At 64.4% G+C, this 20,302-nt stretch carries 18 protein-coding genes; 6 read left to right on the forward strand and 12 right to left on the reverse strand.

The window, feature by feature from the left end:
• Positions 1 to 79 precede the first annotated feature (79 nt).
• Both lysS and prfB read right to left on the reverse strand, forming a co-directional pair.
• Positions 80 to 1,582 carry a lysine--tRNA ligase gene (lysS, locus tag F6S12_RS14280; RefSeq protein WP_011059486.1) on the reverse strand — a complete coding sequence of 501 codons (1,503 nt, stop codon included), beginning with the start codon at positions 1,580 to 1,582 and terminating at the stop codon, positions 80 to 82.
• A 112-nt stretch (positions 1,583 to 1,694) separates the two neighbouring features.
• Positions 1,695 to 2,790, reverse strand: a protein-coding gene (gene prfB / locus F6S12_RS14285; protein WP_100255254.1) for a peptide chain release factor 2 whose coding sequence is annotated in 2 segments (ribosomal slippage) — positions 1,695 to 2,717 and positions 2,719 to 2,790 — 1,095 coding nt in all. Because the reading frame shifts where the segments join, the coding sequence is not laid out codon by codon here.
• Positions 2,791 to 2,978: 188 nt separating this feature from the next.
• Between prfB and F6S12_RS14290 the strand changes: the two genes are divergently transcribed.
• Positions 2,979 to 3,494 carry a hypothetical protein gene (locus F6S12_RS14290; protein ID WP_161466250.1) on the forward strand — a complete coding sequence of 172 codons (516 nt, stop codon included), beginning with the start codon at positions 2,979 to 2,981 and terminating at the stop codon, positions 3,492 to 3,494.
• A gap of 5 nt (positions 3,495 to 3,499) precedes the next feature.
• Here the strand turns inward: F6S12_RS14290 and F6S12_RS14295 are convergent, their stop codons facing one another.
• The 8 genes from F6S12_RS14295 to F6S12_RS14330 form a co-directional block, all read right to left on the reverse strand.
• Positions 3,500 to 4,501 (reverse strand): PleD family two-component system response regulator, encoded by a 1,002-nt coding sequence (locus tag F6S12_RS14295; protein ID WP_161466249.1) that lies wholly within the window; start codon positions 4,499 to 4,501, stop codon positions 3,500 to 3,502.
• Between the two features lie 48 nt (positions 4,502 to 4,549).
• Complete coding sequence (locus F6S12_RS14300) at positions 4,550 to 5,560, reverse strand: chemotaxis response regulator protein-glutamate methylesterase (protein WP_011059482.1); 1,011 nt, start codon at positions 5,558 to 5,560, stop codon at positions 4,550 to 4,552.
• Positions 5,557 to 7,887 (reverse strand): hybrid sensor histidine kinase/response regulator, encoded by a 2,331-nt coding sequence (locus tag F6S12_RS14305; protein WP_161466248.1) that lies wholly within the window; start codon positions 7,885 to 7,887, stop codon positions 5,557 to 5,559. The genes F6S12_RS14300 and F6S12_RS14305 overlap by 4 nt, the downstream gene beginning before the upstream one ends.
• Positions 7,884 to 8,570 carry a chemotaxis protein CheW gene (locus F6S12_RS14310; RefSeq protein WP_015634305.1) on the reverse strand — a complete coding sequence of 229 codons (687 nt, stop codon included), beginning with the start codon at positions 8,568 to 8,570 and terminating at the stop codon, positions 7,884 to 7,886. Before F6S12_RS14310 ends, F6S12_RS14305 begins: the two co-directional genes overlap by 4 nt.
• The gene (locus F6S12_RS14315; RefSeq protein ID WP_123430115.1) at positions 8,567 to 9,841 is read right to left on the reverse strand and encodes a CheR family methyltransferase; all 1,275 of its coding nucleotides are present in this window, start codon (positions 9,839 to 9,841) and stop codon (positions 8,567 to 8,569) included. Before F6S12_RS14315 ends, F6S12_RS14310 begins: the two co-directional genes overlap by 4 nt.
• A complete protein-coding gene (locus tag F6S12_RS14320) occupies positions 9,838 to 10,374 on the reverse strand; it encodes a chemotaxis protein CheW (RefSeq protein ID WP_161466247.1) in 537 nt (178 codons plus the stop codon). Before F6S12_RS14320 ends, F6S12_RS14315 begins: the two co-directional genes overlap by 4 nt.
• The gene (locus F6S12_RS14325) at positions 10,374 to 11,996 is read right to left on the reverse strand and encodes a methyl-accepting chemotaxis protein (RefSeq protein ID WP_065364560.1); all 1,623 of its coding nucleotides are present in this window, start codon (positions 11,994 to 11,996) and stop codon (positions 10,374 to 10,376) included. The genes F6S12_RS14320 and F6S12_RS14325 overlap by 1 nt, the downstream gene beginning before the upstream one ends.
• A 216-nt stretch (positions 11,997 to 12,212) precedes the next feature.
• A complete protein-coding gene (locus tag F6S12_RS14330; RefSeq protein WP_011059476.1) occupies positions 12,213 to 12,938 on the reverse strand; it encodes a tellurite resistance TerB family protein in 726 nt (241 codons plus the stop codon).
• A gap of 272 nt (positions 12,939 to 13,210) precedes the next feature.
• Here F6S12_RS14330 and F6S12_RS14335 point away from each other — a divergent pair, with 272 nt between their 5' ends.
• From F6S12_RS14335 to F6S12_RS14350, 4 genes are all read left to right on the forward strand, one after another.
• Positions 13,211 to 13,621 (forward strand): hypothetical protein, encoded by a 411-nt coding sequence (locus F6S12_RS14335; protein WP_053149228.1) that lies wholly within the window; start codon positions 13,211 to 13,213, stop codon positions 13,619 to 13,621.
• Entirely contained in the window at positions 13,611 to 14,054 is a 444-nt protein-coding gene (locus F6S12_RS14340) for a hypothetical protein (protein ID WP_315869012.1), read from the forward strand. Before F6S12_RS14335 ends, F6S12_RS14340 begins: the two co-directional genes overlap by 11 nt.
• Positions 14,055 to 14,104: 50 nt before the next feature.
• Positions 14,105 to 15,127, forward strand: coding sequence for a hypothetical protein (locus tag F6S12_RS14345; RefSeq protein WP_227454104.1), 1,023 nt, complete (start codon positions 14,105 to 14,107; stop codon positions 15,125 to 15,127).
• Between the two features lie 147 nt (positions 15,128 to 15,274).
• Positions 15,275 to 16,468: a DUF418 domain-containing protein gene (locus tag F6S12_RS14350; RefSeq protein WP_053149219.1), complete on the forward strand. Its 1,194-nt coding sequence runs from the start codon at positions 15,275 to 15,277 to the stop codon at positions 16,466 to 16,468.
• On the opposite strand, the gene F6S12_RS14355 is transcribed toward F6S12_RS14350, so the two are convergent.
• Positions 16,465 to 16,998: a GNAT family N-acetyltransferase gene (locus F6S12_RS14355; RefSeq protein WP_041116160.1), complete on the reverse strand. Its 534-nt coding sequence runs from the start codon at positions 16,996 to 16,998 to the stop codon at positions 16,465 to 16,467. The two genes, F6S12_RS14350 and F6S12_RS14355, sit on opposite strands and share 4 nt — an antisense overlap.
• A 200-nt stretch (positions 16,999 to 17,198) precedes the next feature.
• On the opposite strand from F6S12_RS14355, the gene F6S12_RS14360 reads away from it, so the two are divergent.
• Positions 17,199 to 18,818, forward strand: a complete 1,620-nt coding sequence (locus tag F6S12_RS14360; protein WP_011059470.1) for a glucan biosynthesis protein D — start codon at positions 17,199 to 17,201, stop codon at positions 18,816 to 18,818.
• A gap of 159 nt (positions 18,819 to 18,977) precedes the next feature.
• Here the strand turns inward: F6S12_RS14360 and F6S12_RS14365 are convergent, their stop codons facing one another.
• Positions 18,978 to 20,084 (reverse strand): NADH:flavin oxidoreductase/NADH oxidase, encoded by a 1,107-nt coding sequence (locus tag F6S12_RS14365; protein WP_011059469.1) that lies wholly within the window; start codon positions 20,082 to 20,084, stop codon positions 18,978 to 18,980.
• Positions 20,085 to 20,302: the final 218 nt, after the last annotated feature.

Consider the following 20,302-nt stretch of genomic DNA (forward strand, 5'->3'; position numbering starts at 1 on the left):
ACAGAATTAGAAGCGGTACGTCAGTTCCAACCAGACAATAAAAAGCCGCCTGATGAAGGCGGCTGATTATTCAGAGCACTTAAGCTTGCGGCCGCATGTGCGGGAACAGGATCACGTCGCGAATCGACGGCGAGTTGGTCAGCAACATCACCAGGCGGTCGATACCGATGCCCTCGCCGGCGGTGGGCGGCATGCCGTATTCCAGGGCACGGACGAAGTCGGCGTCGTAGTGCATGGCTTCGTCATCACCGGCGTCCTTGTCCGCCACCTGTGCCATGAAGCGCTCTGCCTGGTCTTCCGCGTCGTTCAACTCGGAGTAGGCGTTGGCGATTTCGCGACCACCAATGAACAGCTCGAAACGGTCGGTGACGTTGGGGTTATCGTCGTTGCGACGGGCCAGCGGCGACACTTCGAACGGGTACTGGGTAATGAAGTGCGGCTGCTCCAGCTTGTGCTCCACCAGTTCCTCGAAAATCATCACCTGCAACTTGCCCAGGCCTTCGAAGCCCAGCACCTTGGCACCGGCCTTCTTGGCGATGGCGCGAGCCTTGTCGATGTCGTTCAGGTCATCAGCGGTCAGCTCGGGGTTGTACTTGAGGATCGAGTCGAACACCGACAGGCGCGCGAACGGCTCGCCGAAGTGGAACACCTTGTCGCCGTACGGCACGTCGGTAGATCCCAACACAAGCTGCGCCAGTTCGCGGAACAGTTCTTCGGTCAGGTCCATGTTGTCTTCGTAGTCGGCGTAAGCCTGGTAGAACTCCAACATGGTGAATTCAGGGTTGTGACGGGTCGAAACGCCTTCGTTACGGAAGTTGCGGTTGATCTCGAACACTTTCTCGAAACCGCCAACCACCAGGCGCTTCAGATACAGCTCAGGGGCGATACGCAGGAACATTTCCATGTCCAGCGCGTTGTGGTGGGTTTCGAACGGCTTGGCCGCCGCGCCGCCAGGGATGGTCTGCAGCATCGGCGTTTCGACTTCGAGGAAGTCGCGCTTCATCAGGAAGCTGCGGATGTGGGCGATCACTTGCGAACGCACGCGGAAAGTCTGGCGTACTTCTTCGTTGACGATCAGGTCGACGTAGCGCTGACGGTAGCGCTGCTCGGTGTCGGTCAGGCCGTGGTGCTTGTCCGGCAGCGGGCGCAGCGACTTGGTCAGCAGGCGCACATTGGTCATTTCAACGTACAGGTCACCCTTGCCGGAACGGGCCAGAGTGCCTTCGGCAGCGATGATGTCGCCCATGTCCCAGGTCTTGACGGAGGCCAGGGTTTCTTCGGACAGGGTTTTACGGTTGACGTAGACCTGAATGCGACCGGTCATGTCCTGGATCACCATGAACGAGCCACGGTTGAGCATGATGCGACCGGCAACCTTGACCGGGATTGCAGCCTCTGCGAGCTCTTCCTTGGTCTTGTCCGCGTATTTCTTCTGCAGATCTTCGCAGTAGTTTTCGCGGCGGAAGTCGTTCGGGAAGGCATTGCCCTTGGCGCGCTCGGCAGCAAGCTTTTCCTTGCGCAGGGCGATCAGGGAGTTTTCTTCCTGTTGCAGGGCTTGCGGGTCGAGTTGTTGGTCGCTCATGTCTTTTGAAATTCCATCACAGGTTCATTGCCCCCAGGCCTTCGGCCTGGAGATCGCCGGCAAGCCGGCTCCTACGGGATCGCACCGTGTCAGCCGATCCCGTATTGCAGTATTACAAGCCCGATTTCAGGCTGGCTTCCAGGTATTCGTCGATGTCGCCGTCGAGTACCTTGTCGCAGTCGCTGCGTTCGATGTTGGTGCGCAGATCCTTGATCCGCGACGCATCGAGCACGTAGGAGCGGATCTGGTGACCCCAGCCGATGTCCGACTTGGTGTCTTCCAGCGCTTGCGACGCGGCGTTGCGCTTCTGCATTTCCTGCTCGTACAACTTGGCCCGCAGCATTTTCATGGCGGTGTCCTTGTTGGCGTGCTGGGAACGTTCGTTCTGGCAGCTGACCACGGTGTTGGTCGGTACGTGGGTGATACGTACGGCCGAGTCGGTGGTGTTTACGTGCTGACCACCGGCACCGGAGGAACGATAGGTGTCGATCCGCAGGTCTGCCGGGTTGATTTCGATTTCCACCTTGTCGTCGATCTCGGGCGAGACGAAAACGGCGGAAAACGAGGTGTGGCGACGGTTGCCGGAGTCGAACGGGCTCTTGCGCACCAGACGGTGCACGCCGATCTCGGTGCGCAGCCAGCCAAAGGCGTATTCGCCCTTGATGTGCACGGTCGCACCTTTGATACCGGCGACTTCACCGGCCGACAGTTCCATGATGGTCGCGTCGAAACCGCGTTTGTCGGCCCAGCGCAGGTACATGCGCAGCAGGATGTTGGCCCAGTCCTGGGCCTCGGTGCCGCCGGAGCCGGCCTGGATGTCCAGGTAGGCGTTGTTCGGGTCCATTTCGTGGCTGAACATGCGGCGGAATTCGAGCTTGGCGAGGTTTTCCTCGAGACGGGCCAGCTCGGCGACGACATCGCCTACCGCGCCTTCGTCCTCTTCCTCGACCGCCATGTCCAGCAGATCGCGGCAATCGGCCAGGCCGCCGTTCAGTTCGTCCAGGGTCTCGACGATCTGTGCCAGCGCTGCGCGCTCGCGGCCCAGTTCCTGGGCGTATTCGGGTTTGTTCCAGACACTCGGATCTTCAAGCTCGCGATTGACCTCGGTCAGACGCTCATGCTTTTGATCGTAGTCAAAGATACCCCCGAATAGTTTCGGAGCGCTCGGACAGGTCCTTGATGGTGTTCAGGATCGGGTTGATTTCCATGGGGGGCGGCACTCGTTGGCGAACTTTTGAAAGCCGGAGATTATAACGGAATCACTGATTCACGGCAGCCCGCTTAGCGGCTTTAAGCGCAATTAGACCCGCTAATTTAAGCGCCAGGACCTATACAATCCGAGCGTGAATGCTACTTCTCGCACTCGATTGCCAGCAGAACCAGGAAACAGCCCGCCATGGAGAGAACCCTCAGCGACTCGCAAATCCGCTACATCAAGGCCCGCGAGCGTCGCAATCTCAGGGGAGCACAGGCATTCATATGGCTGTTCCTGAGCCTGTTCGTGCTGATCCTGCTGCAAGGGGTCTGGCTGTTGATCTCCCCACAGCTGGCCTGCGCCCTGCTGGTGCCGTGGGCGATCTTCCTGTGGTGGTGGGTCTTGCATCGCCTGAAAGGCCAGCAAAGCGAGGTGGCAGCCCGGACCCAGTGGCTGCAAGGTCAATTCAGCGCCACCTGGGTCTCCAGCCACAGAAATGGCCACTTCAGCTACAGCTTCGGTGACTACCCCATCGCCGCCTGCTGCCGGCTGAACAACCTCTTCAACGAGAAAAGGCTCGACCTGCACACCCGATACAGGGTCGAAGCCGCCCTTCTCACCTGCTCGCGAACCGCAAGCCACAGCTACTACCTGTTCGGCGACACCCTGGTGCCCGTCCCTCGGGCCCCGGCGACCGACGAGCAGCCTGGAAGCTGAGGCGGTTACTCGATCCCGACCTGGTTGCGACCGTTGTTCTTGGCCAGGTACAGCCCCTTGTCCGCCGCCGAAATCAACTGCCGGCAATGGCTGTTGGGCTGCGGCGTTACGGTGGAAAGACCGATGCTGATGGTCAGGCTCGCGCCCTCCACCGGCGCGATATGGGGGATTTTCAAGGCTTCCACCGTCTGGCGCAGCTTCTCGGCCACCAGTCGCGCCCCGCCCGGCGAGGTATTGGGCAGCACCAGCACGAACTCTTCGCCGCCGTAGCGGGCCGGCAGGTCGGAAGGCCGGCTGCTGGCCTCGCGAATCGCCGTGGCCACCTTGCGCAGGGCTTCGTCGCCCTCCAGGTGGCCGAAGGTGTCGTTGTAGGTCTTGAAGTAGTCGACGTCGATCATCAACAGCGACAGCTGGCCCTGTTCACGCATCGCCCGCCGCCACTCCAGCTCCAGGTACTCATCGAAATGCCGGCGGTTGGACAGCCCGGTCAGGCCGTCGGAGTTCATCAGCCGTTGCAGCACCAGGTTGGTGTCCAGCAGTTGCTGCTGGCTGACCCGCAGGGCGCGGTAGGCCGCATCACGCTGCAACAGGGTCATGTAGGAACGGGAGTGATAGCGAATGCGCGCCACCAGCTCGATGTTGTCCGGCAGCTTGACCAGGTAGTCGTTGGCCCCGGCGGCAAAGGCCGCGCTCTTGATCAGCGGGTCTTCCTTGGTGGAGAGAACGATGATCGGGATGTTCTGGGTCGCCGGGTGGTTGCGGTACTCGCGCACCAGGGTCAGGCCGTCCAGGCCCGGCATCACCAGGTCCTGGAGAATCACCGTGGGCTTGATGCGGATCGCCTGGGCAATGGCCTGGTGCGGATCGGCGCAGAAGTGGAAATCGATGTTTTCCTCGTTCGCCAACCCACGCCGCACCGCTTCGCCGATCATGGCCTGGTCGTCCACCAGCAACACCATGGCGGCATTTTCGTCGGTCTTGAATTCGTCGAGCTGTAAATCATTCATGGGTTGTCACCTGAATTGCTACCTGGCCAGGACAGCTGCGTTTATCAGTCATTTGGCAAATATCTCCAGCAAACGTGGAGCGATCTTGTCCAGCGGGCGAATCTCTGAGGCGGCGCCGATGGCAGCGGCCGCCTTGGGCATGCCATACACCGCACTGCTGTTCTGGTCCTGGGCGATGGTCAGATAACCCTGATCACGCATCAGCTTCAAGCCCTGGGCGCCGTCACGGCCCATGCCGGTCAGCAGCACCCCCACCGCATCGCCATTCCAGAAACTGGCAACGCTCTCGAAAAACACATCGATGGAGGGCCGGTAGATCTCGTTCACCGGCTCGGCGGTATAGGCCAGGGTGCCGTTCTTCAACAGACGGATATGATGGTTGGTGCCCGCCAGCAGGACCTTGCCGCTTTGCGGCGGCTCGCCTTCCCGGGCCAGGCGCACCTCCAGGCCGGAGGCACTGCTGAGCCATTCGGCCATGCCTGCGGCAAACACCTGATCAACGTGCTGGACCAGCACGATGGCGGCGGCAAAGTCCTTTGGCAAGCCCTTGAGCAACACTTCCAGAGCCGCCGGCCCACCCGCGGAGGAGCCAATGGCCACCAGGCTCTGGCGTGGCGCACCGCTGCGCAGTGGCTGGGGCGCGGAACGCACCCGGCTGCCGCGCTGGCCGATCAGCCAACCGATATTGAGGATCTTGCGCAACAGTGGCGCCGCCGCTTCCTGGGCATTGCCCGCGCCCAGGGCCGGAGTGTCCACCACATCCAGCGCGCCGTGGCCCATGGCTTCGAACACCCGGTGCACATTCTGCTGGCGATCGACGGTGACGATCACGATGGCGCACGGCGACTCGGCCATGATCCGCCGCGTGGCCTCGACGCCATCCATCACCGGCATGATCAGGTCCATGAGAATCAGGTCCGGGGTCAGTTCGGCACAGTACTTCACCGCTTCCGCACCATTGGTGGCGACCCACACCACCTCGTGGCTGGGGTCGAAGGCCAGCGCACGGCGCAGGGCCTCCACGGCCATGGGCATGTCATTGACTATCGCTATCTTCATGCCCGCGCTCCTCCAATCAGTTCCACCACTGCATCCAGCAGGGCGTCGTCATGGAAACTGGCTTTGGCTAGATAATAGTCGGCACCGGCATCCAGTCCACGGCGCCGGTCTTCCTCACGGTCCTTGTAGGACACCACCATCACCGGCAGGGACTGCAGGCGATTGTCACGACGCAAGAGTGTGACCAATTCAATTCCATCCATTCGCGGCATGTCGATGTCGGTGATCAACAGGTCGAAGCTTTCCGAACGCAAGGCATTCCAGCCATCCATGCCATCCACTGCCACCGCCACGTCGTAACCGCGGTTGATCAGCAGCTTGCGTTGCAATTCACGCACCGTCAGCGAATCGTCCACCACCAGAATACGCTTGCGCGCGGCCTGTGCGTGCTGCTGATGGTTGCGCGCAATGCGCTCCAGACGCCCGGTATTGAGCAGTTTGTCCACCGAGCGCAGCATGTCCTCGACATCCACGATCAGCGCCACCCGGCCGTCATCGAGCAGGGCTCCGGCGGAGATGTCCTGAATCTTGCCCAGGCGGTCGTCCAGCGGCAGCACTACCAGGGTGCGCTCGCCGATGAAACGCTCCACGGCGATCCCGTACACCGCATCGCGCTCGCGGATCACCACCACTTTCAGAGTTGGCGCGCTTTCCTGGGTTGCCGGCCGCTGCAGCAACTGGCTGGCGGCGACCAGGCCGACATGCCGGCCTTCGTGCCAGAAATGCTGGCGCCCTTCCACCTGGACGATGGCCTCGGGCTCCAGGTCGCACATGCGTTCGATATGGGCCAGCGGGAAGGCGTAGGCCTCGTCGCCGACCTCCACCACCAGGCTGCGTACCACCGACAGGGTCAGCGGCACCTCCAGGTGGAAACGGCTGCCCTGGCCAGTGTCCTGTTCCAGCACCACCGCCCCGCGCAGCTGACGCACCATGTGCTGCACCGCATCCAGGCCGACGCCGCGACCGGAGACCTCGGTGACCTTGTCCCGCAGGCTGAAGCCCGGCAGGAACAGGAAGGTCAGCAACTCTTCCTCACTGAGCTGGGCCGCGGTCTGCGCCGGCGACAACTGGCGCTCGACAATGCTCTGGCGCAAACGCTCCAGATCGACCCCATTGCCGTCGTCACTGAGTTCCAGCACCAGCAGACCGGCCTGGTGGGATGCCCGCAGGCGAATCACCCCTTCCGCCGGCTTGCCCGCCAGCAGGCGCTGCTCCGGCAGTTCGATGCCGTGATCGACGGCGTTGCGCAGCAAGTGGGTCAGCGGCGCTTCGAGTTTTTCCAGCACATCGCGGTCGACCTGGGTCTTCTCCCCCTCGATCTCCAGGCGTACCTGCTTGCCCAGGCTGCGACCCAGGTCGCGAACCATGCGCACCTGGCCGGTAAGTACGTCGGCAAAGGGCCGCATGCGGCAGGCCAGCGCGGTGTCGTAGAGCACCTGGGCACGCTGGCTGGCCTGCCAGCCAAATTCGTCGAGCTCGGCGGTTTTCTCCGCCAGCAACTGCTGGGATTCGGCCAGCAGGCGCCGCGCATCCGCCAGGGCCTCCTGAGCCTCCAGGCTCAAGGCATGTTCCTTGAGGTGCAGGTTGAGGTTTTCCAGGGCGGTCAGGCTGTTGCTCTGGATCCGCCGCAGGCGCTGCAAGGTGGCCAGGTAGGGCTTGAGCCGCTGGGTTTCCACCAGGGATTTGCTCGACAGGTCCAGCAGGCTGTTGAGACGTTCGGCCGTGACCCGCAGCACCCGCTCGCCGCCTTCGGTCATGCGCTTGCCCGGGCGAGCGGGCTCATGGGCGGGTTCGCTGGCAGCCAGCAGCACGGGCTCGGCCTCGGCCTCGGGCTCGCCCAGGAACGCTCCATGGGCTTGCACCGGGGCTTGCGGTTGTGCGATTGGCAACTCCGGCACTGGCGGTTCCGGCACTTGCGCCGCCGGCATCGCGGCCCCTGGGTTCAACAGGCGCTCCATGAGGGCCACGTACAACGGGATGTCCGCGGCGACCAGCTCCGCACCGCCCGGGGTGGCGATGCGCATCAGCAGGTCGGTGCCCTGCAGCAGGGCGTCGATATGCTCGGGCTGCAGGTACAGCCGCCCTTCCTGGGCGCTCACCAGGCAGTCTTCCATCACGTGGGCAACGCTGACCCCGGCATCGACCCCGACAATCCGCGCCGCGCCCTTGAGGGAATGGGCTGCGCGCATGCAGGCTTCCAACTGGTCGGCCTGGGTCGGGTTGCGCTCCAGGGCCAGCAGCCCGGTGCTGAGCACCTGGGTCTGGGCTTCGGCTTCCAGGCTGAACAGCTCCAGCAGCGAGGCGTCGCGCATCTGATCGGGGGTCATGTCAGGCTCCGGGTCACGGCCGCGAGCAATTGCTCTTCGTCCAGCAGGCGCAGGCTGCGCCCCTGCCATTGCAACACGCCACGGGTGTACTTGGCATTGGCCTGCTCGCCGGAGGCCGAGGCGCCGTTGAGGATGCGCTCGTCGATGGCGTGGATGCCGTGCACTTCGTCCACCGGCACCACCACCGGGCCTCCGGCGGCGCCGATGATCAGCATGCGCGGCATCACCCGTCCTCCCGCCGGCGCGGCCGGGGAAGGATCCAGCCCCAGAAGCTCGGTCAGCGACAGGCAGGCCACCAGCGCCCCGCGGACATTGGCCACCCCCAGCAGGGCGCGCGAACGCTGGTGCGGCAAGGAATGAATCGCCTGCTGCGGTGCCACTTCCAGCAGGCAGCGGGTCGGCAGGCCCAGCCACTCTTCGCCGAGGCGGAACATCAGCAGCGAGCGAGTGACCACATCGCTGTCGGCCTCCAGCACCACCGAATGCTCGCGGTCCTCCTGGCGCAACGAATAGCGGTCCAGCAGGCGGGTGGCGGCGGCCGAATACACCGAGCAGTTGCGGCAATGAATGTGCTCGGCCAGCAACGGGCAGGACTTGTCGCCATGGATACCGATGCGGTTCCAGCAATCATCAATGGCCTGCGCATCTTCACGGGTGACGTCCAATGAATAGGGATGGCTCATCGTTTCAACTCACTGTCGGCAGAGCGAACGCTGCGGGCCGCGCGCTCCTGCAATCGTTGGGCCCCGGCCACATCACCCTGGGAAGCCAGCAGCGCGCCCAAGTGCGCCAGGGCTTCGGGGTGCTGGGGCGCCAGGTACAGGGCCTTGCGGTAGTAACCCTGGGCTTCCATGGCGTTGCCGGCCACATCGCTGAGCAGGCCCAGCCAGTAGAACACCTGGGCCACCGGCTCGTGCTGCTGCAAATAACGCTCGCAGGCGGCACGCGCCTCGGCGCTCTTGCCCTCGTTGGCCAGGGCGGCAATGGTGGCCAGCAGGCTGGCGGCATCGCTTTCCATCAGCGCGCCGTCGCTCAACGGCGCCGCTACCGGGCGCCTGGCGAACGGCCGTGGGCGCGGCGCCGGGGGCACCACGCTGCGCACGGGAACCGGCAGCGGCAAGGGTTGCGGCACCACCACCGGGGCCGGCTCGGGCTCATGGTGGCGGCTGAAGGCGAAGGACTGCGGGATGCCGATGGAGCGCATGCCCAGGCGGCCCAGGAGGCTGCCTTCGGCGGGGCCGATGAACAGCACGCCCTCTTCATGGGTCAGGCGCTTGAGCACCTCGAACACCTGGCGCTGGGTCGGCTGATCAAAATAGATCAGCAGGTTGCGGCAGAACACGAAATCGAAGGCCGGTTCACTGGCCAGCAAGCCCGGATCCAGGACATTGCCCACCTGCAACCGCACCTGCTCACGAACCCGCTCGCTCAGGCGATAACGCTCGCCTTCTTCAGGGTTGAAATGCCGCTCGCGAAACTCGATGGGCTGGCCACGAAAGGAATTCTTGCCGTACAGCGCAGCCTTGGCCCGCTCCACCGACAACGGGCTGACGTCCAGGCCGTCGACCTTGAACTGATGCGGCGCCAGGCCGCCATCGAGCAGGGCCATGGCGATGGAATAGGGCTCCTCGCCGGTGGAGCACGGCAGGCTCAACAGGCGCAGGGCCCGCATGCCCTTGATCTGCGCCAGCCGCGCCTTGGCCAGCTTGACCAGGGTAGCGAAGGATTCCGGATAGCGGAAAAACCAGGTTTCAGGAACGATCACCGCTTCGATCAGGGCCTGCTGCTCATCCCGCGAGCCTTGCAGTTTCTGCCAGTACTCATCGCTGCTGCGGGCATACAGGGCATTGCAGCGCTGGCGTACCGCGCGCTCGATGATCGCCGGCCCCACGGAGGCGACATCCAGGCCGATACGTTCCTTGAGGAAATCGAAAAATCGTTGCTCCTCGCTCATCGAGGCTCCTCAAGCGATGCCGGATCCAGGGGCACGGCGGGAAACAGCAGCTCACGCACCTTGAGGGGCAGCAGGTCGTCGACCCGCACCCATTGCAGCAGGCCCTGGGCGTCTTCGCGCACCGGCCCCAGGTATGGCGCCTGGCGGTTGTCCAGGCCATAGGGCTGGAACTGCGCCGGGTCGCAGCGCAGGGTGTCGTTGGCCTGCTCCAGCAACAGCCCGAGAATCCGCGCCGGCTGCCCGACATCGCCACGGTAGTGCACCAGCACCAGCCGGGTACTGGTGCGCAACTGCGCCGGGCGGCCGAAGGTCAGCTCGCACAGGTCGATGACTGGCACCACCACGCCGCGATAGGCAAACACCCCGGCCACCCAGGACGGCGCCTGGGCAATGGGCTTGAGCTGCAGGCGCGGCAACACCTCCACCACATCCACGGCCTGCAGCGCATAGCGCTCCTGGCCGATGCGGAACACCAGGAACAGAGCATTCCTGGCACCAGTTGCGCCGTTGCGCTTGTGCGCGAGCTCATCCATCAGACTTTGAAACGCGAAACGCCGCTGCGCAGCCCCACCGCCACCTGGCTCAGCTCGTCAATGGCAAAGCTGGCCTGGCGCAGGGACTCGACGGTCTGGCTGCTGGCATCCCCCAGTTGCACCAGGGCATGGTTGATCTGCTCGGCACCCGTGGCCTGGGCCTGCATGCCCTCATTGACCATCAACACCCGCGGAGCCAAGGCCTGGACCTGATGGATGATCTGCGACAGCTGTTCACCCACCTGCTGCACCTCGGCCATGCCGCGGCGCACTTCCTCGGAAAACTTGTCCATGCCCATGACCCCCGCCGACACCGCCGACTGGATCTCACGGACCATCTGCTCGATGTCATAGGTGGCCACTGCGGTCTGATCCGCCAGGCGCCGCACCTCAGTGGCGACCACGGCAAAACCGCGGCCGTACTCGCCGGCCTTCTCGGCCTCGATGGCGGCGTTGAGCGACAGCAGGTTGGTCTGGTCGGCGACCTTGACGATGGTCACCACCACCTGGTTGATGTTGCCGGCCTTCTCGTTGAGGATCGCCAGCTTGGCGTTCACCAGGTCTGCCGCGCCCATCACCGAGTGCATGGTGTCTTCCATGCGCGCCAGGCCCTGCTGGCCGGAGCCGGCAAGCACCGAGGCCTGGTCGGCGGCGCTGGACACTTCGGTCATGGTGCGCACCAGGTCCCGGGAGGTCGCGGCGATCTCCCGCGAGGTGGCGCCGATTTCCGTGGTGGTGGCGGCCGTCTCGGTGGCGGTGGCCTGTTGCTGCTTGGAGGTGGCGGCGATCTCGGTCACCGAGGTGGTGACCTGCACCGAGGAGCGCTGGGCCTGGGACACCAGGGCGGTGAGCTCGGTCATCATGTCGTTGAAGCCGGTTTCCACGGCGCCGAACTCGTCCTTGCGGTCCAGGTTCAGGCGGCCGCTCAGGTCACCGGTGCGCATGATTTCCAGAATGCTCACGATGCGGTTCATCGGCGCCATGATTGCGCGCATCAGCAGCAGGCCGCAGAGCCCGGCAGCCAGTACCGCCAGCAGCAACGACACGCCCATGCTGACCTTGGCCGCGGCCACTGCATCGTCGATGGCGGCGGTGGCGGAGTCGGCCACGGCCTTGTTTTCGCTGATGATGTCGTTGAGTTTCATCCGCCCGGCGGTCCAGGCCGGGGTCAGTTGCTCATTGAACAGGCGGATTGCCTCGGCTTCCTGGCGACGCTGGTGCAGATCGAGCACGGCGGCCTGGATGCGGTTGAACTCCTGGTGGTCCTTCTCGAAGGCATCGAACTCGCTCTGGTCCTCGCGGCTGTTGATAGTCTGCTTGTAATTGGTCATCTGGGTCTGCAGGCGTTCTTCGAAGGCCTTGAAGTCCGCCTTGTCCTCGGCGCTGATGTCCTGATTCTGCTTGAGGCCGATGATTTCCTGGGTCTGCAGGTAGGTGTCGACCCAGGCGCTGCGGATCATCGAACTGAAATAGACCCCGGGCACCGCGTCATTGCGCATGCGTTCTTCACCGGATTCGATCTTCAACAGCCGCGAGTACGAGACGACGACCATCAACAGCATGATGGCGATAATCACCGCAAAGCTCGCCAAAATGCGTTGGCGCAACGTCCAGTTCTTCACAGTCAGTCCTCGAGGCCATTCAAAAATGTGGGGAGTATAGCCGAGGACGATGCAGGTTTTATGGGTGGTTTAGCACCACGGTTGGCACTTTCGATAAATTTGTGCACCCGCTCTGGATGGCGGCTCAGCGGCGGTTTTATCACCCCAGCCAAGGCAATTCGGCAAATCCACCCGGCAGAACCGCCATCCGTGGCGAACGGCACTCCCAACACCGCTTCAGAGGTTGTTCTGGCGCACCTGGTTCTCCAGTTCGGCCTTGAGCCCCGGCGCCAGTTGCAACTGGCGCGCCAGCTCGTCCAGGTAGGCTTTTTCCATGAAGTGTTCTTCATCCACCAGCATCACGCTGGCCAGGTACATTTCCGCGGCCATTTCCGGCGTGCTCGCGGCCCGGGCGACGTCCGCCGGGTCCAGGGGCTTGTTCAGCTCGCTGTGCAGCCACTGCTGCAATTGCGGGTCGTTGTCCAGTTTGCGGAACTCGCCCTCGATCAGCGCCCGCTCGCGCTCGTCCACATGGCCGTCGGCCTTGGCCGCCGCCACCAGCGCCTTGAGGATCGCCTGGCTGTGCAATTCCACCTGCTGCGCCGGCAGGCGGTCCAGGGTCTGGGGTTCGCTGCGCGGGGCGGCGCCCTGCTGCGCCTGCCAGTTGCCGTAGGCTTTGTAGGCCAGCACGCCGAGGGCCGCGAGACCGCCGTAGGTCAGGGCCTTGCCGCCGTACTTGCGGGCCTTCTTGTTGCCCAGCAGCAGGCCCATGGCCCCGGCTGCCAAGGCACCGCCACCGGCGCCGGAAAGCAGCCCACCGAGGCCGCCGGACTGGCCACCGAGCAAGCCGCCGAGGCCGCCCTGCGAGCCCTTGCCGTGCTCCGCCGGCGCTGCGCCTGCCTTGTTCTGCAGCATTTCCTGGCCGGACCTGAGTAATTGATCGAGCAATCCACGGGTGTTCATCTGCTGCCTCCGGAAAATAGGTGTCATGTCGACACATAAGGCTGTAAGCCTAGAGAGAAGTGCCCGGGTCGATGCGGCGATAGTGCTTCTGAATGTTGCTTTGCCCGGCCTGGAACACCGGCGTCGCCCCACTGGATTGGCGCCCCGAGTTACGGCACTATCCGCCTCCTGAAAAGCACCGGCGCCACTGCCCGGGCTCACCCCATACCTTCCGGCAGCAAGGATGCTCCCATGCCCCGTGACAACCCCACCACAGTCTGCGAGTGCCGCCCATGAGCCTGGACGCTGCCAGCCGTTATCAGGTGACGCGAATCCTCACCGGCCTAGTGCCCCATTGCCTGCCACCGCTGCTGTTCTACTACGCCCATGTCTGGGGCATACCGGTGTACCGCAGCCACTTCGGCGCTCTCGCCAAGGGCTTCGGTCTGGGGATGATGGTGGAACTGCTGCTGCAACTGCTGATCGTCGTCAGTTTCCTGCTGGTCCTGGTGCCCCAGCTCAAGGTCAAGCTGGTCCTGATTGGCACCCTGGCGCTGTTCACCGCCTGGGCAATGTTTCCCGACCATCCGATACGCGGCTACGTCTATTGCTTCCTGATGACCGTGCCGCCATTGCTGGCGATCTGGCTGGCGCAGGGTCTGTGCCGGCTGTGCCTGCCCAGGGAGCAGTTGCATGCCCAGTAGAAACACCCCAATTGCGCGCTTCTGGCTGGCGCTTGTACTGCTGATCATTGGCCGCCCCTGCCTGGCCATGAGCCTGGAGCAGCAGTTCGCCGGGCTTGCCGACTGCTCCATGGAAAACGTCTACCTGGACGCCAGCGACCACCAGCCCCGGGGCGCGTACTTCAGCGAACGCCAACTGCAGCCCTGCGGGCTGGACGAAGCCGCCCGCTATTGCGTCGACGACCAGTACCACGGCCTGGCAGTCAGCGCGGTGATGATTCCCTATCGCGGGCCGTTCTCGGTCCACGCCCTGTATCTCAAGGACAGTGTCGACAGCGTGCGCCAGCACCTGGGAACCGCCTTCTTCGGTGATGGCCGGGAACGCCCGCTGCTCACCGAAGACCGCCATACTCCCGGCAGCTCGGTGCTGTATTGCGACCCGCAAAGCCAATGAGCCTGCTTGCCCACATGCCTGTTCTGTATCGCCCCCGGATGACCCTGCCGATGCCCACCCCCCGTCGCTGTTTGCACCTGATCGCCCTGAGCCTGATGCTCGGTGCCGCCGCCCAGGCCGCCGCCGCACCTGCCTGCCCGTCCAGCGACCTGAAGGTCTTTGCCCAGGCCTTTGCCAGCAGCCCGGAACTGCAGCAGGCATTCACTGCCGTGCCACTGGTCGAGCAACGGCCGATCACTGACGAGCGCGGCCGGGAAGTCACCGCGCGCTACAAGCTCACGGGCGACACCCACCACCTGCTGACCCGGCTCGCCCCCAAGGCCCAGGCCGAAGCTGGCCTGCAGACCTTCTGGGAGGGCAATACCCTGGTGGTCAACGATCCCCTGGGCGATGTGGTGCAAGCCTTCGTCTTTGAACAGGGTGCCTGCTGGCAACTGGTGCGCGTCGAGCAATGGTCCATGGACGAATTGCTCACACACAACGCCCCCGCAGGCGAAAGCGCCCTGCAGCGACAGATGCGCAAGGCTGACCTGTTCCTGGGCTACGGCGGACGCGAGCAGTACCCGCTGACCGCGTACTTCTTCGAGCTCGGGCAACGCATCCTGCTCGATGCCGCCCGCCACGGCTCACCCAAGGCCGCGGTGCAGGCGGTCAGCCTCGGCTACTCGGGCATGGCCCCGGCGCTCAAGCCGGGGGAGCCGGAAGAACTGCTGCTGCCCTACGCCAAGACCGATGCCGAGGCGGCGCTGATGCTGTCCATGTACTACTGCGACCCAGTCGGCGATGGCTCGATCACCCAATGCCAGCAGCCGCGCAAGTCCGAAGAGCTGGTGCTGCGCACCGCCAGGGAACTGGATTCAGGCAGCGCCTTCTACTACCTGGGCAGTGGCTATGCCGATGGCCAGTGGGGCGTCACCGACAGACCCAGGGCCCTGGCCTGTCACCAGGAAGCACTCAAGCGCGGTGACCTGCATAGCCTCTGGCCGCTGACCTGGTGGAGCAAAAAGAATGAGATGCCGGCCGGCGGCGCCCAGTGCCTGGAACCTTCAGCGCCCGCCCAGGCGGGAAGCTGAGCCCGCATCTTGACGCTTTTTAACAAAATCCCCATAGCTGCGCCCCGGCCTGATCGGGTTAATTGAGCCTCTGGCTCGATCAACCCCGGAGGTCCGTTCCATGCGCTGTATCCCGCTTTCACCACCGCTGTTGCCGGTAACCCGCAGATGACGGCCTCCGGAGCGACGCAAGCAGCGCGCCTGGAGCAGGTGGACGCCCTGCGCGGTTTCGCCCTGCTGGGCATCCTGGCGGTGAATATCTGGTCCTTCGCCGATCCGTACTACGCCTCGTCGGTGAGCAACCCGGGCTACGCCAGTAGCCTTGACCACCTGGTTCGCTGGCTGGTGTCGGTGTTCTTCGAGACCAAGTTCTACCTGCTGTTCTCGTTCCTGTTCGGCTATAGCTTCACCTTGCAGATGACCTCCGCCGAACGCTCGGGGGAGCGCTTCGTACCGCGCATGTTGCGCCGGCAACTGGCCTTGCTGGTGATCGGCCTGATCCACGGCGCCCTGCTGTTCTATGGCGAAATTCTCTCGCTGTACGCCGTGCTGGGGCTGGTCCTGCTGATGCTGCGCGGCTTGTCGGTCCGCTGGGCGGCGGCCCTGGCCGCACTGTTGATCAGCGGCACGGCGGCGCTGTTCCTGCTGTTCGGCATCACCCTGCTGGAGGCCGGCCTCTACACCGGCGCCGCCGATGGCGGGCCGGTACTCAAGGACCTGGCCCTGAGCGGCAGCGCCCTGCAAACCCTGGCCTACAACGCCTCGCACCTGCTGGAAACTGCCTCGGCGCTGTGGCTGCTGCAGGGCCCCTGCACCCTGGCAATGTTCCTGCTGGGCTATGTGGCGGGGCGCAACAAGCTGCTGGTGGCGCCCTACGCCTTCGAACCGCACCTGGCACGGCTGCTGAGGATCAGCCTGCCGCTGGGCCTGGGTGGCGCCCTGCTCTACGGCTACTGGGCGGCCTATGCGCCTGGCGGCGGCCTGGAAGTGCTCGGCTACGGCATCAGCCAACTGACCGCACCACTGCTCTCGGCCAGCTACGCCATGCTGCTGCTCAAGGCCTTCGGCTCGGCCCCGGGCCAACGCCTGTGCCGACGGCTGGCGCCTCTGGGGCGCATGTCCCTGAGCAACTACCTGCTGCAATCGCTGATTCTGGGGCTGCTGTTCACCGGCTACGGGCTGGGGCTGGTCAACCAGTTGCCGCCGCTGTGGATTGTGCTGCTGGTGGTTGCCATCTACCTGCTGCAGATGCAGCTCAGCACCCTGTGGTTGCGCAGCCACCAGTACGGCCCCTGCGAGTGGCTGCTGCGGGCCGTGACCATCGCGGCCTGGCCAAGCTGGCGCAAGCGCCTGGCGGCCTAGGCCAGGCGCAGGTACAGGTGGATGTCCTCGGGCTCGATGCGCAGCAGTTCCGGGTCGGGCGTGGCCAGCAGTTCGCAGCCCAGGCTCCTGTAGAAATCCACCGTATGCCGCGACGGCGTGGCCGACACATACAAGCCCTGCCCCCCCAGGACCAGGGCCTGCTCCCGGGCCAGCGCAAACAACTGCCGGCCCAGGCCAAGGCCGCGATAGGCCTGGCTCACATGGAGGAACTTCAATTGCCGCAGATCCAGCCCGGCACAGGCGATCGGCAGGCAATCCACCACCACCGCGGCCACCAGCGCCGGGCCGTCGAAGACCCCGTACAGCCAACCGCCACGCCGGTAACACTGCTGCAAGATCAGCGCATCATGCTCGGCCTCGCCCTCCGGCCAGCCCTGCACCACTTCATGCTGGGCGTAGCAGCTCAATTGCCCATTGCACAGGCGGTAGAACTCATCGATGACCTCGGCGCGGTCGATCCATTTGAGCAAGGGGATATCGTCTTCGCCGAGCAAGCGCGGGTGCAGCATGGAAGCAGTTCCTGAAGGGGATCGGGCGGTTACCAATGGACACAAGCTAATCATTTTTCTGCCCCTGGCGAACCGTTTATTCTATCCGGCGTCTGTTTATAGTCCGTTGCGTTTGGCCGATGGCATGACCGAACCACCCCTCGCGATCCCCCCACGCAGCCAGGAACGGCTTGGGATCTTTCTCTGATCAAGGTTCAACCATGCACCGCAGGAATCTCCTCAAAGCCTCCATGGCCCTGGCGGCCTATACCGGCCTCTCGGCCAGCGGCCTGCTGGCCGCCCGCGCCTGGGCCGGCGCCGCTGATGGCCAGGCCCAGGCGTTCGATTTCGAGCAGCTCAAGGCCCAGGCCAAGCAACTTGCCGCCAGCCAGTACGTGGACACCAAGCAGGTGTTGCCGCCCACCCTGGCGAAGATGACCCCGCAGAACTTCAACGCCATCCAGTACGACAGCAAGCACTCGCTGTGGAACGAGTTGAACGGGCAGTTGGACGTGCAGTTCTTCCACGTCGGGATGGGCTTCAAGCAGCCGGTGCGCATGCACAGTGTCGACCCCAAGACCCGCCAGGCGCGGGAGGTGCACTTCCGCCCGCCACTGTTCAACTACCAGAACACCAGCGTCGACACCGCCCAGCTCAAGGGCGACCTGGGCTTTGCCGGGTTCAAGCTGTTCAAGGCCCCGGAACTGGACAAGCACGACGTGGTGTCCTTCCTTGGTGCCAGCTACTTCCGCGCAGTGGACGCCACCGGCCAGTACGGCCTCTCGGCCCGTGGCCTGGCCATCGACACCTACGCCAAGCGCCGCGAGGAGTTCCCCGACTTCACCCAGTTCTGGTTCGAGACCCCGGACAAGGACAGCACCCGCTTCGTGGTCTACGCCCTGCTGGACTCGCCGAGCGCTACCGGTGCCTACCGTTTCGACATCGACTGCCAGGCCGAACGCGTGGTGATGGACGTCGACGCCCACATCAATGCCCGCACCGCCATCGAGCAACTGGGCATTGCACCCATGACCAGCATGTTCAGCTGCGGCACCCATGAGCGGCGCATGTGCGACACCATCCACCCACAGATCCACGACTCCGACCGCCTGGCCATGTGGCGCGGCAACGGCGAGTGGATCTGCCGCCCGCTGAACAACCCGGCGAACCTGCAATTCAACGCTTTCGCCGACAAGGACCCGAAAGGCTTCGGCCTGGTGCAGACCGACCACGAGTTCGCCAGCTACCAGGACACCGTGGACTGGTACAGCCGCCGCCCGAGCCTGTGGGTCGAGCCCACCACTGCCTGGGGCGAAGGCAGCATCGACCTGCTGGAAATCCCCACCACCGGCGAAACCCTGGACAACATCGTGGCCTTCTGGACCCCGAAAAAACCGGTGGCCGCCGGGGACTCGCTGAACTACGGCTACAAACTCTACTGGAGCGCCCTGCCGCCCGTGGGCACGCCCCTGGCGCGAGTACACGCCACCCGCTCCGGCATGGGCGGTTTCGTCGAAGGCTGGGCCCCGGGCGAGCATTACCCGGAAGTCTGGGCGCGGCGCTTTGCCGTGGACTTCACCGGCGGCGGCCTGGATCGCCTGCCAGCGGGCACTGGCATCGAGCCGGTGGTCACCGCGTCTAACGGCGAGGTCAAGGACTTCAACGTACTGGTGCTGGACGAGATCAAGGGCTACCGCATCACCTTCGACTGGTTCCCCACCAACGACAGCGTCGAACCGGTGGAACTGCGGCTGTTCATCCGCACCAACGACCGAACCCTGAGCGAGACCTGGCTGTACCAGTACTTCCCGCCGGCGCCGGACAAACGCAAATACCCGTGACCCGCTGCCAGCCCCGGCCCGCCCTACGGGCCTCTTCGCCGGCAAGCCGGCTCCTACAGATCGCACCGCCTCCGTAGGAGCTGGCTTGCCAGCGAAGGCAGCCTGAAGCCAGGCACAAAAAAACGGCCCACACGGGCCGTTTTTTACATCGGCAAAAGCCTAATCGCGCAAATCCGACTCATGAATAGGCTGGTCCCTGTGGGTCGCCCGCTGGTACTGCGCCGGCCAGATCGCCTTGCGCCCGCCCAGGTCGTCATCGGCATGCAGCGGCCAGTAAGGATCACGCAACAGCTCCCGGGCCAGGAAGATGATGTCCGCCTGACAGGTGCGCAAAATATGCTCCGCCTGGGCCGGTTCGGTGATCATCCCCACGGTCCCGGTGGCAATCCCCGACTCCTTGCGCACTCGCTCGGCAAAGCGCGTCTGATAACCCGGCCCGGTAGGAATCTCGGCATTGGCCGCGGTGCCTCCGGACGACACATCGATCAAATCCACCCCCAGGTCCTTGAGGCGCCGCGCCAGCTCCACGGTCTCGTCCGGGTTCCAGCCGTCTTCCACCCAATCGGTGGCCGACACCCGCACGAACAGCGGCAGCTCCTCGGGCCACACCGCGCGTACCGCTTCGGTCACCTGCAGCACCAGGCGAATGCGGTTCTCGAACGAACCGCCGTATTGGTCCTGCCGCTGGTTGCTCAGGGGCGAGAGGAACTGATGCAGCAGGTAGCCATGGGCAGCATGCACTTCCACCACCTTGAAACCGGCCTCCAGCGCGCGTTTGGCGGCCGCGACGAAGGCCTGGATGACTTCGCCGATCTGCCCTTCATCGAGCTGGGTCGGCGGTGTGTGCTGCGGGTCGAAGGCAATCCGCGAGGGCCCCACCGGCACCCAGCCGCCGTCCTCGGGCTTGACGCTGCCGGACTTGCCGAGCCAGGGCCGATGAGTACTGGCCTTACGCCCGGCATGGGCCAGCTGGATACCCGCCACCGCGCCCTGGGCGGTGATGAAACGGGTGATGCGCTGCAAGGGTTCGATCTGCGCGTCGTTCCACAGGCCCAGGTCCTGGGCGGTGATCCGGCCTTCGGCGGTAACCGCCGTGGCCTCGGTGAAGATCAACCCGGCGCCGCCGACGGCGCGGCTGCCCAGGTGCACCAGGTGCCAGTCGTTGGCCAACCCGTCCACCGACGAGTACTGGCACATGGGCGACACGGCGATGCGGTTGAGAAGGGTCAGTTGACGCAGGGTATAGGGTTCAAGCAGCAGACTCATGGGGCACCTCTCGGTCAATGGTCAGGCTCCAGGGTTCTGTTTGAACGGTCGACGAGTGACTGCGAAGTGAAGCGCCCGCCCCCGCGGGTAGAAGAATGACAAAAGGTCACAAGGCCAATCAGACAGTGCTTAGAGACTAGTCGACAACACTGTCGCCGGCAGGGTTCCTGATGCGTGCCCGGGCAAAAAAGGCGCTGCTCCCCTTGTAGCCGCTGCCG

The sequence above is a fragment of the Pseudomonas sp. JV245A genome (assembly GCF_032424515.1).
Classification (GTDB): Bacteria; Pseudomonadota; Gammaproteobacteria; order Pseudomonadales; family Pseudomonadaceae; genus Aquipseudomonas; species Aquipseudomonas protegens.

Bases quoted from the DNA above. Each gene is read 5' to 3' on its own strand.
- lysS (WP_011059486.1), bottom strand. From the start codon at position 1,582: ATGAGCGACCAACAACTCGACCCGCAAGCCCTGCAACAGGAAGAAAAC.
- F6S12_RS14290 (WP_161466250.1), top strand. From the start codon at position 2,979: ATGGAGAGAACCCTCAGCGACTCGCAAATCCGCTACATCAAGGCCCGC.
- F6S12_RS14295 (WP_161466249.1), bottom strand. From the start codon at position 4,501: ATGAATGATTTACAGCTCGACGAATTCAAGACCGACGAAAATGCCGCC.
- F6S12_RS14300 (WP_011059482.1), bottom strand. From the start codon at position 5,560: ATGAAGATAGCGATAGTCAATGACATGCCCATGGCCGTGGAGGCCCTG.
- F6S12_RS14305 (WP_161466248.1), bottom strand. From the start codon at position 7,887: ATGACCCCCGATCAGATGCGCGACGCCTCGCTGCTGGAGCTGTTCAGC.
- F6S12_RS14310 (WP_015634305.1), bottom strand. From the start codon at position 8,570: ATGAGCCATCCCTATTCATTGGACGTCACCCGTGAAGATGCGCAGGCC.
- F6S12_RS14315 (WP_123430115.1), bottom strand. From the start codon at position 9,841: ATGAGCGAGGAGCAACGATTTTTCGATTTCCTCAAGGAACGTATCGGC.
- F6S12_RS14320 (WP_161466247.1), bottom strand. From the start codon at position 10,374: ATGGATGAGCTCGCGCACAAGCGCAACGGCGCAACTGGTGCCAGGAAT.
- F6S12_RS14330 (WP_011059476.1), bottom strand. From the start codon at position 12,938: ATGAACACCCGTGGATTGCTCGATCAATTACTCAGGTCCGGCCAGGAA.
- F6S12_RS14335 (WP_053149228.1), top strand. From the start codon at position 13,211: ATGAGCCTGGACGCTGCCAGCCGTTATCAGGTGACGCGAATCCTCACC.
- F6S12_RS14340 (WP_315869012.1), top strand. From the start codon at position 13,611: ATGCCCAGTAGAAACACCCCAATTGCGCGCTTCTGGCTGGCGCTTGTA.
- F6S12_RS14345 (WP_227454104.1), top strand. From the start codon at position 14,105: ATGCCCACCCCCCGTCGCTGTTTGCACCTGATCGCCCTGAGCCTGATG.
- F6S12_RS14350 (WP_053149219.1), top strand. From the start codon at position 15,275: ATGACGGCCTCCGGAGCGACGCAAGCAGCGCGCCTGGAGCAGGTGGAC.
- F6S12_RS14355 (WP_041116160.1), bottom strand. From the start codon at position 16,998: ATGCTGCACCCGCGCTTGCTCGGCGAAGACGATATCCCCTTGCTCAAA.
- F6S12_RS14360 (WP_011059470.1), top strand. From the start codon at position 17,199: ATGCACCGCAGGAATCTCCTCAAAGCCTCCATGGCCCTGGCGGCCTAT.
- F6S12_RS14365 (WP_011059469.1), bottom strand. From the start codon at position 20,084: ATGAGTCTGCTGCTTGAACCCTATACCCTGCGTCAACTGACCCTTCTC.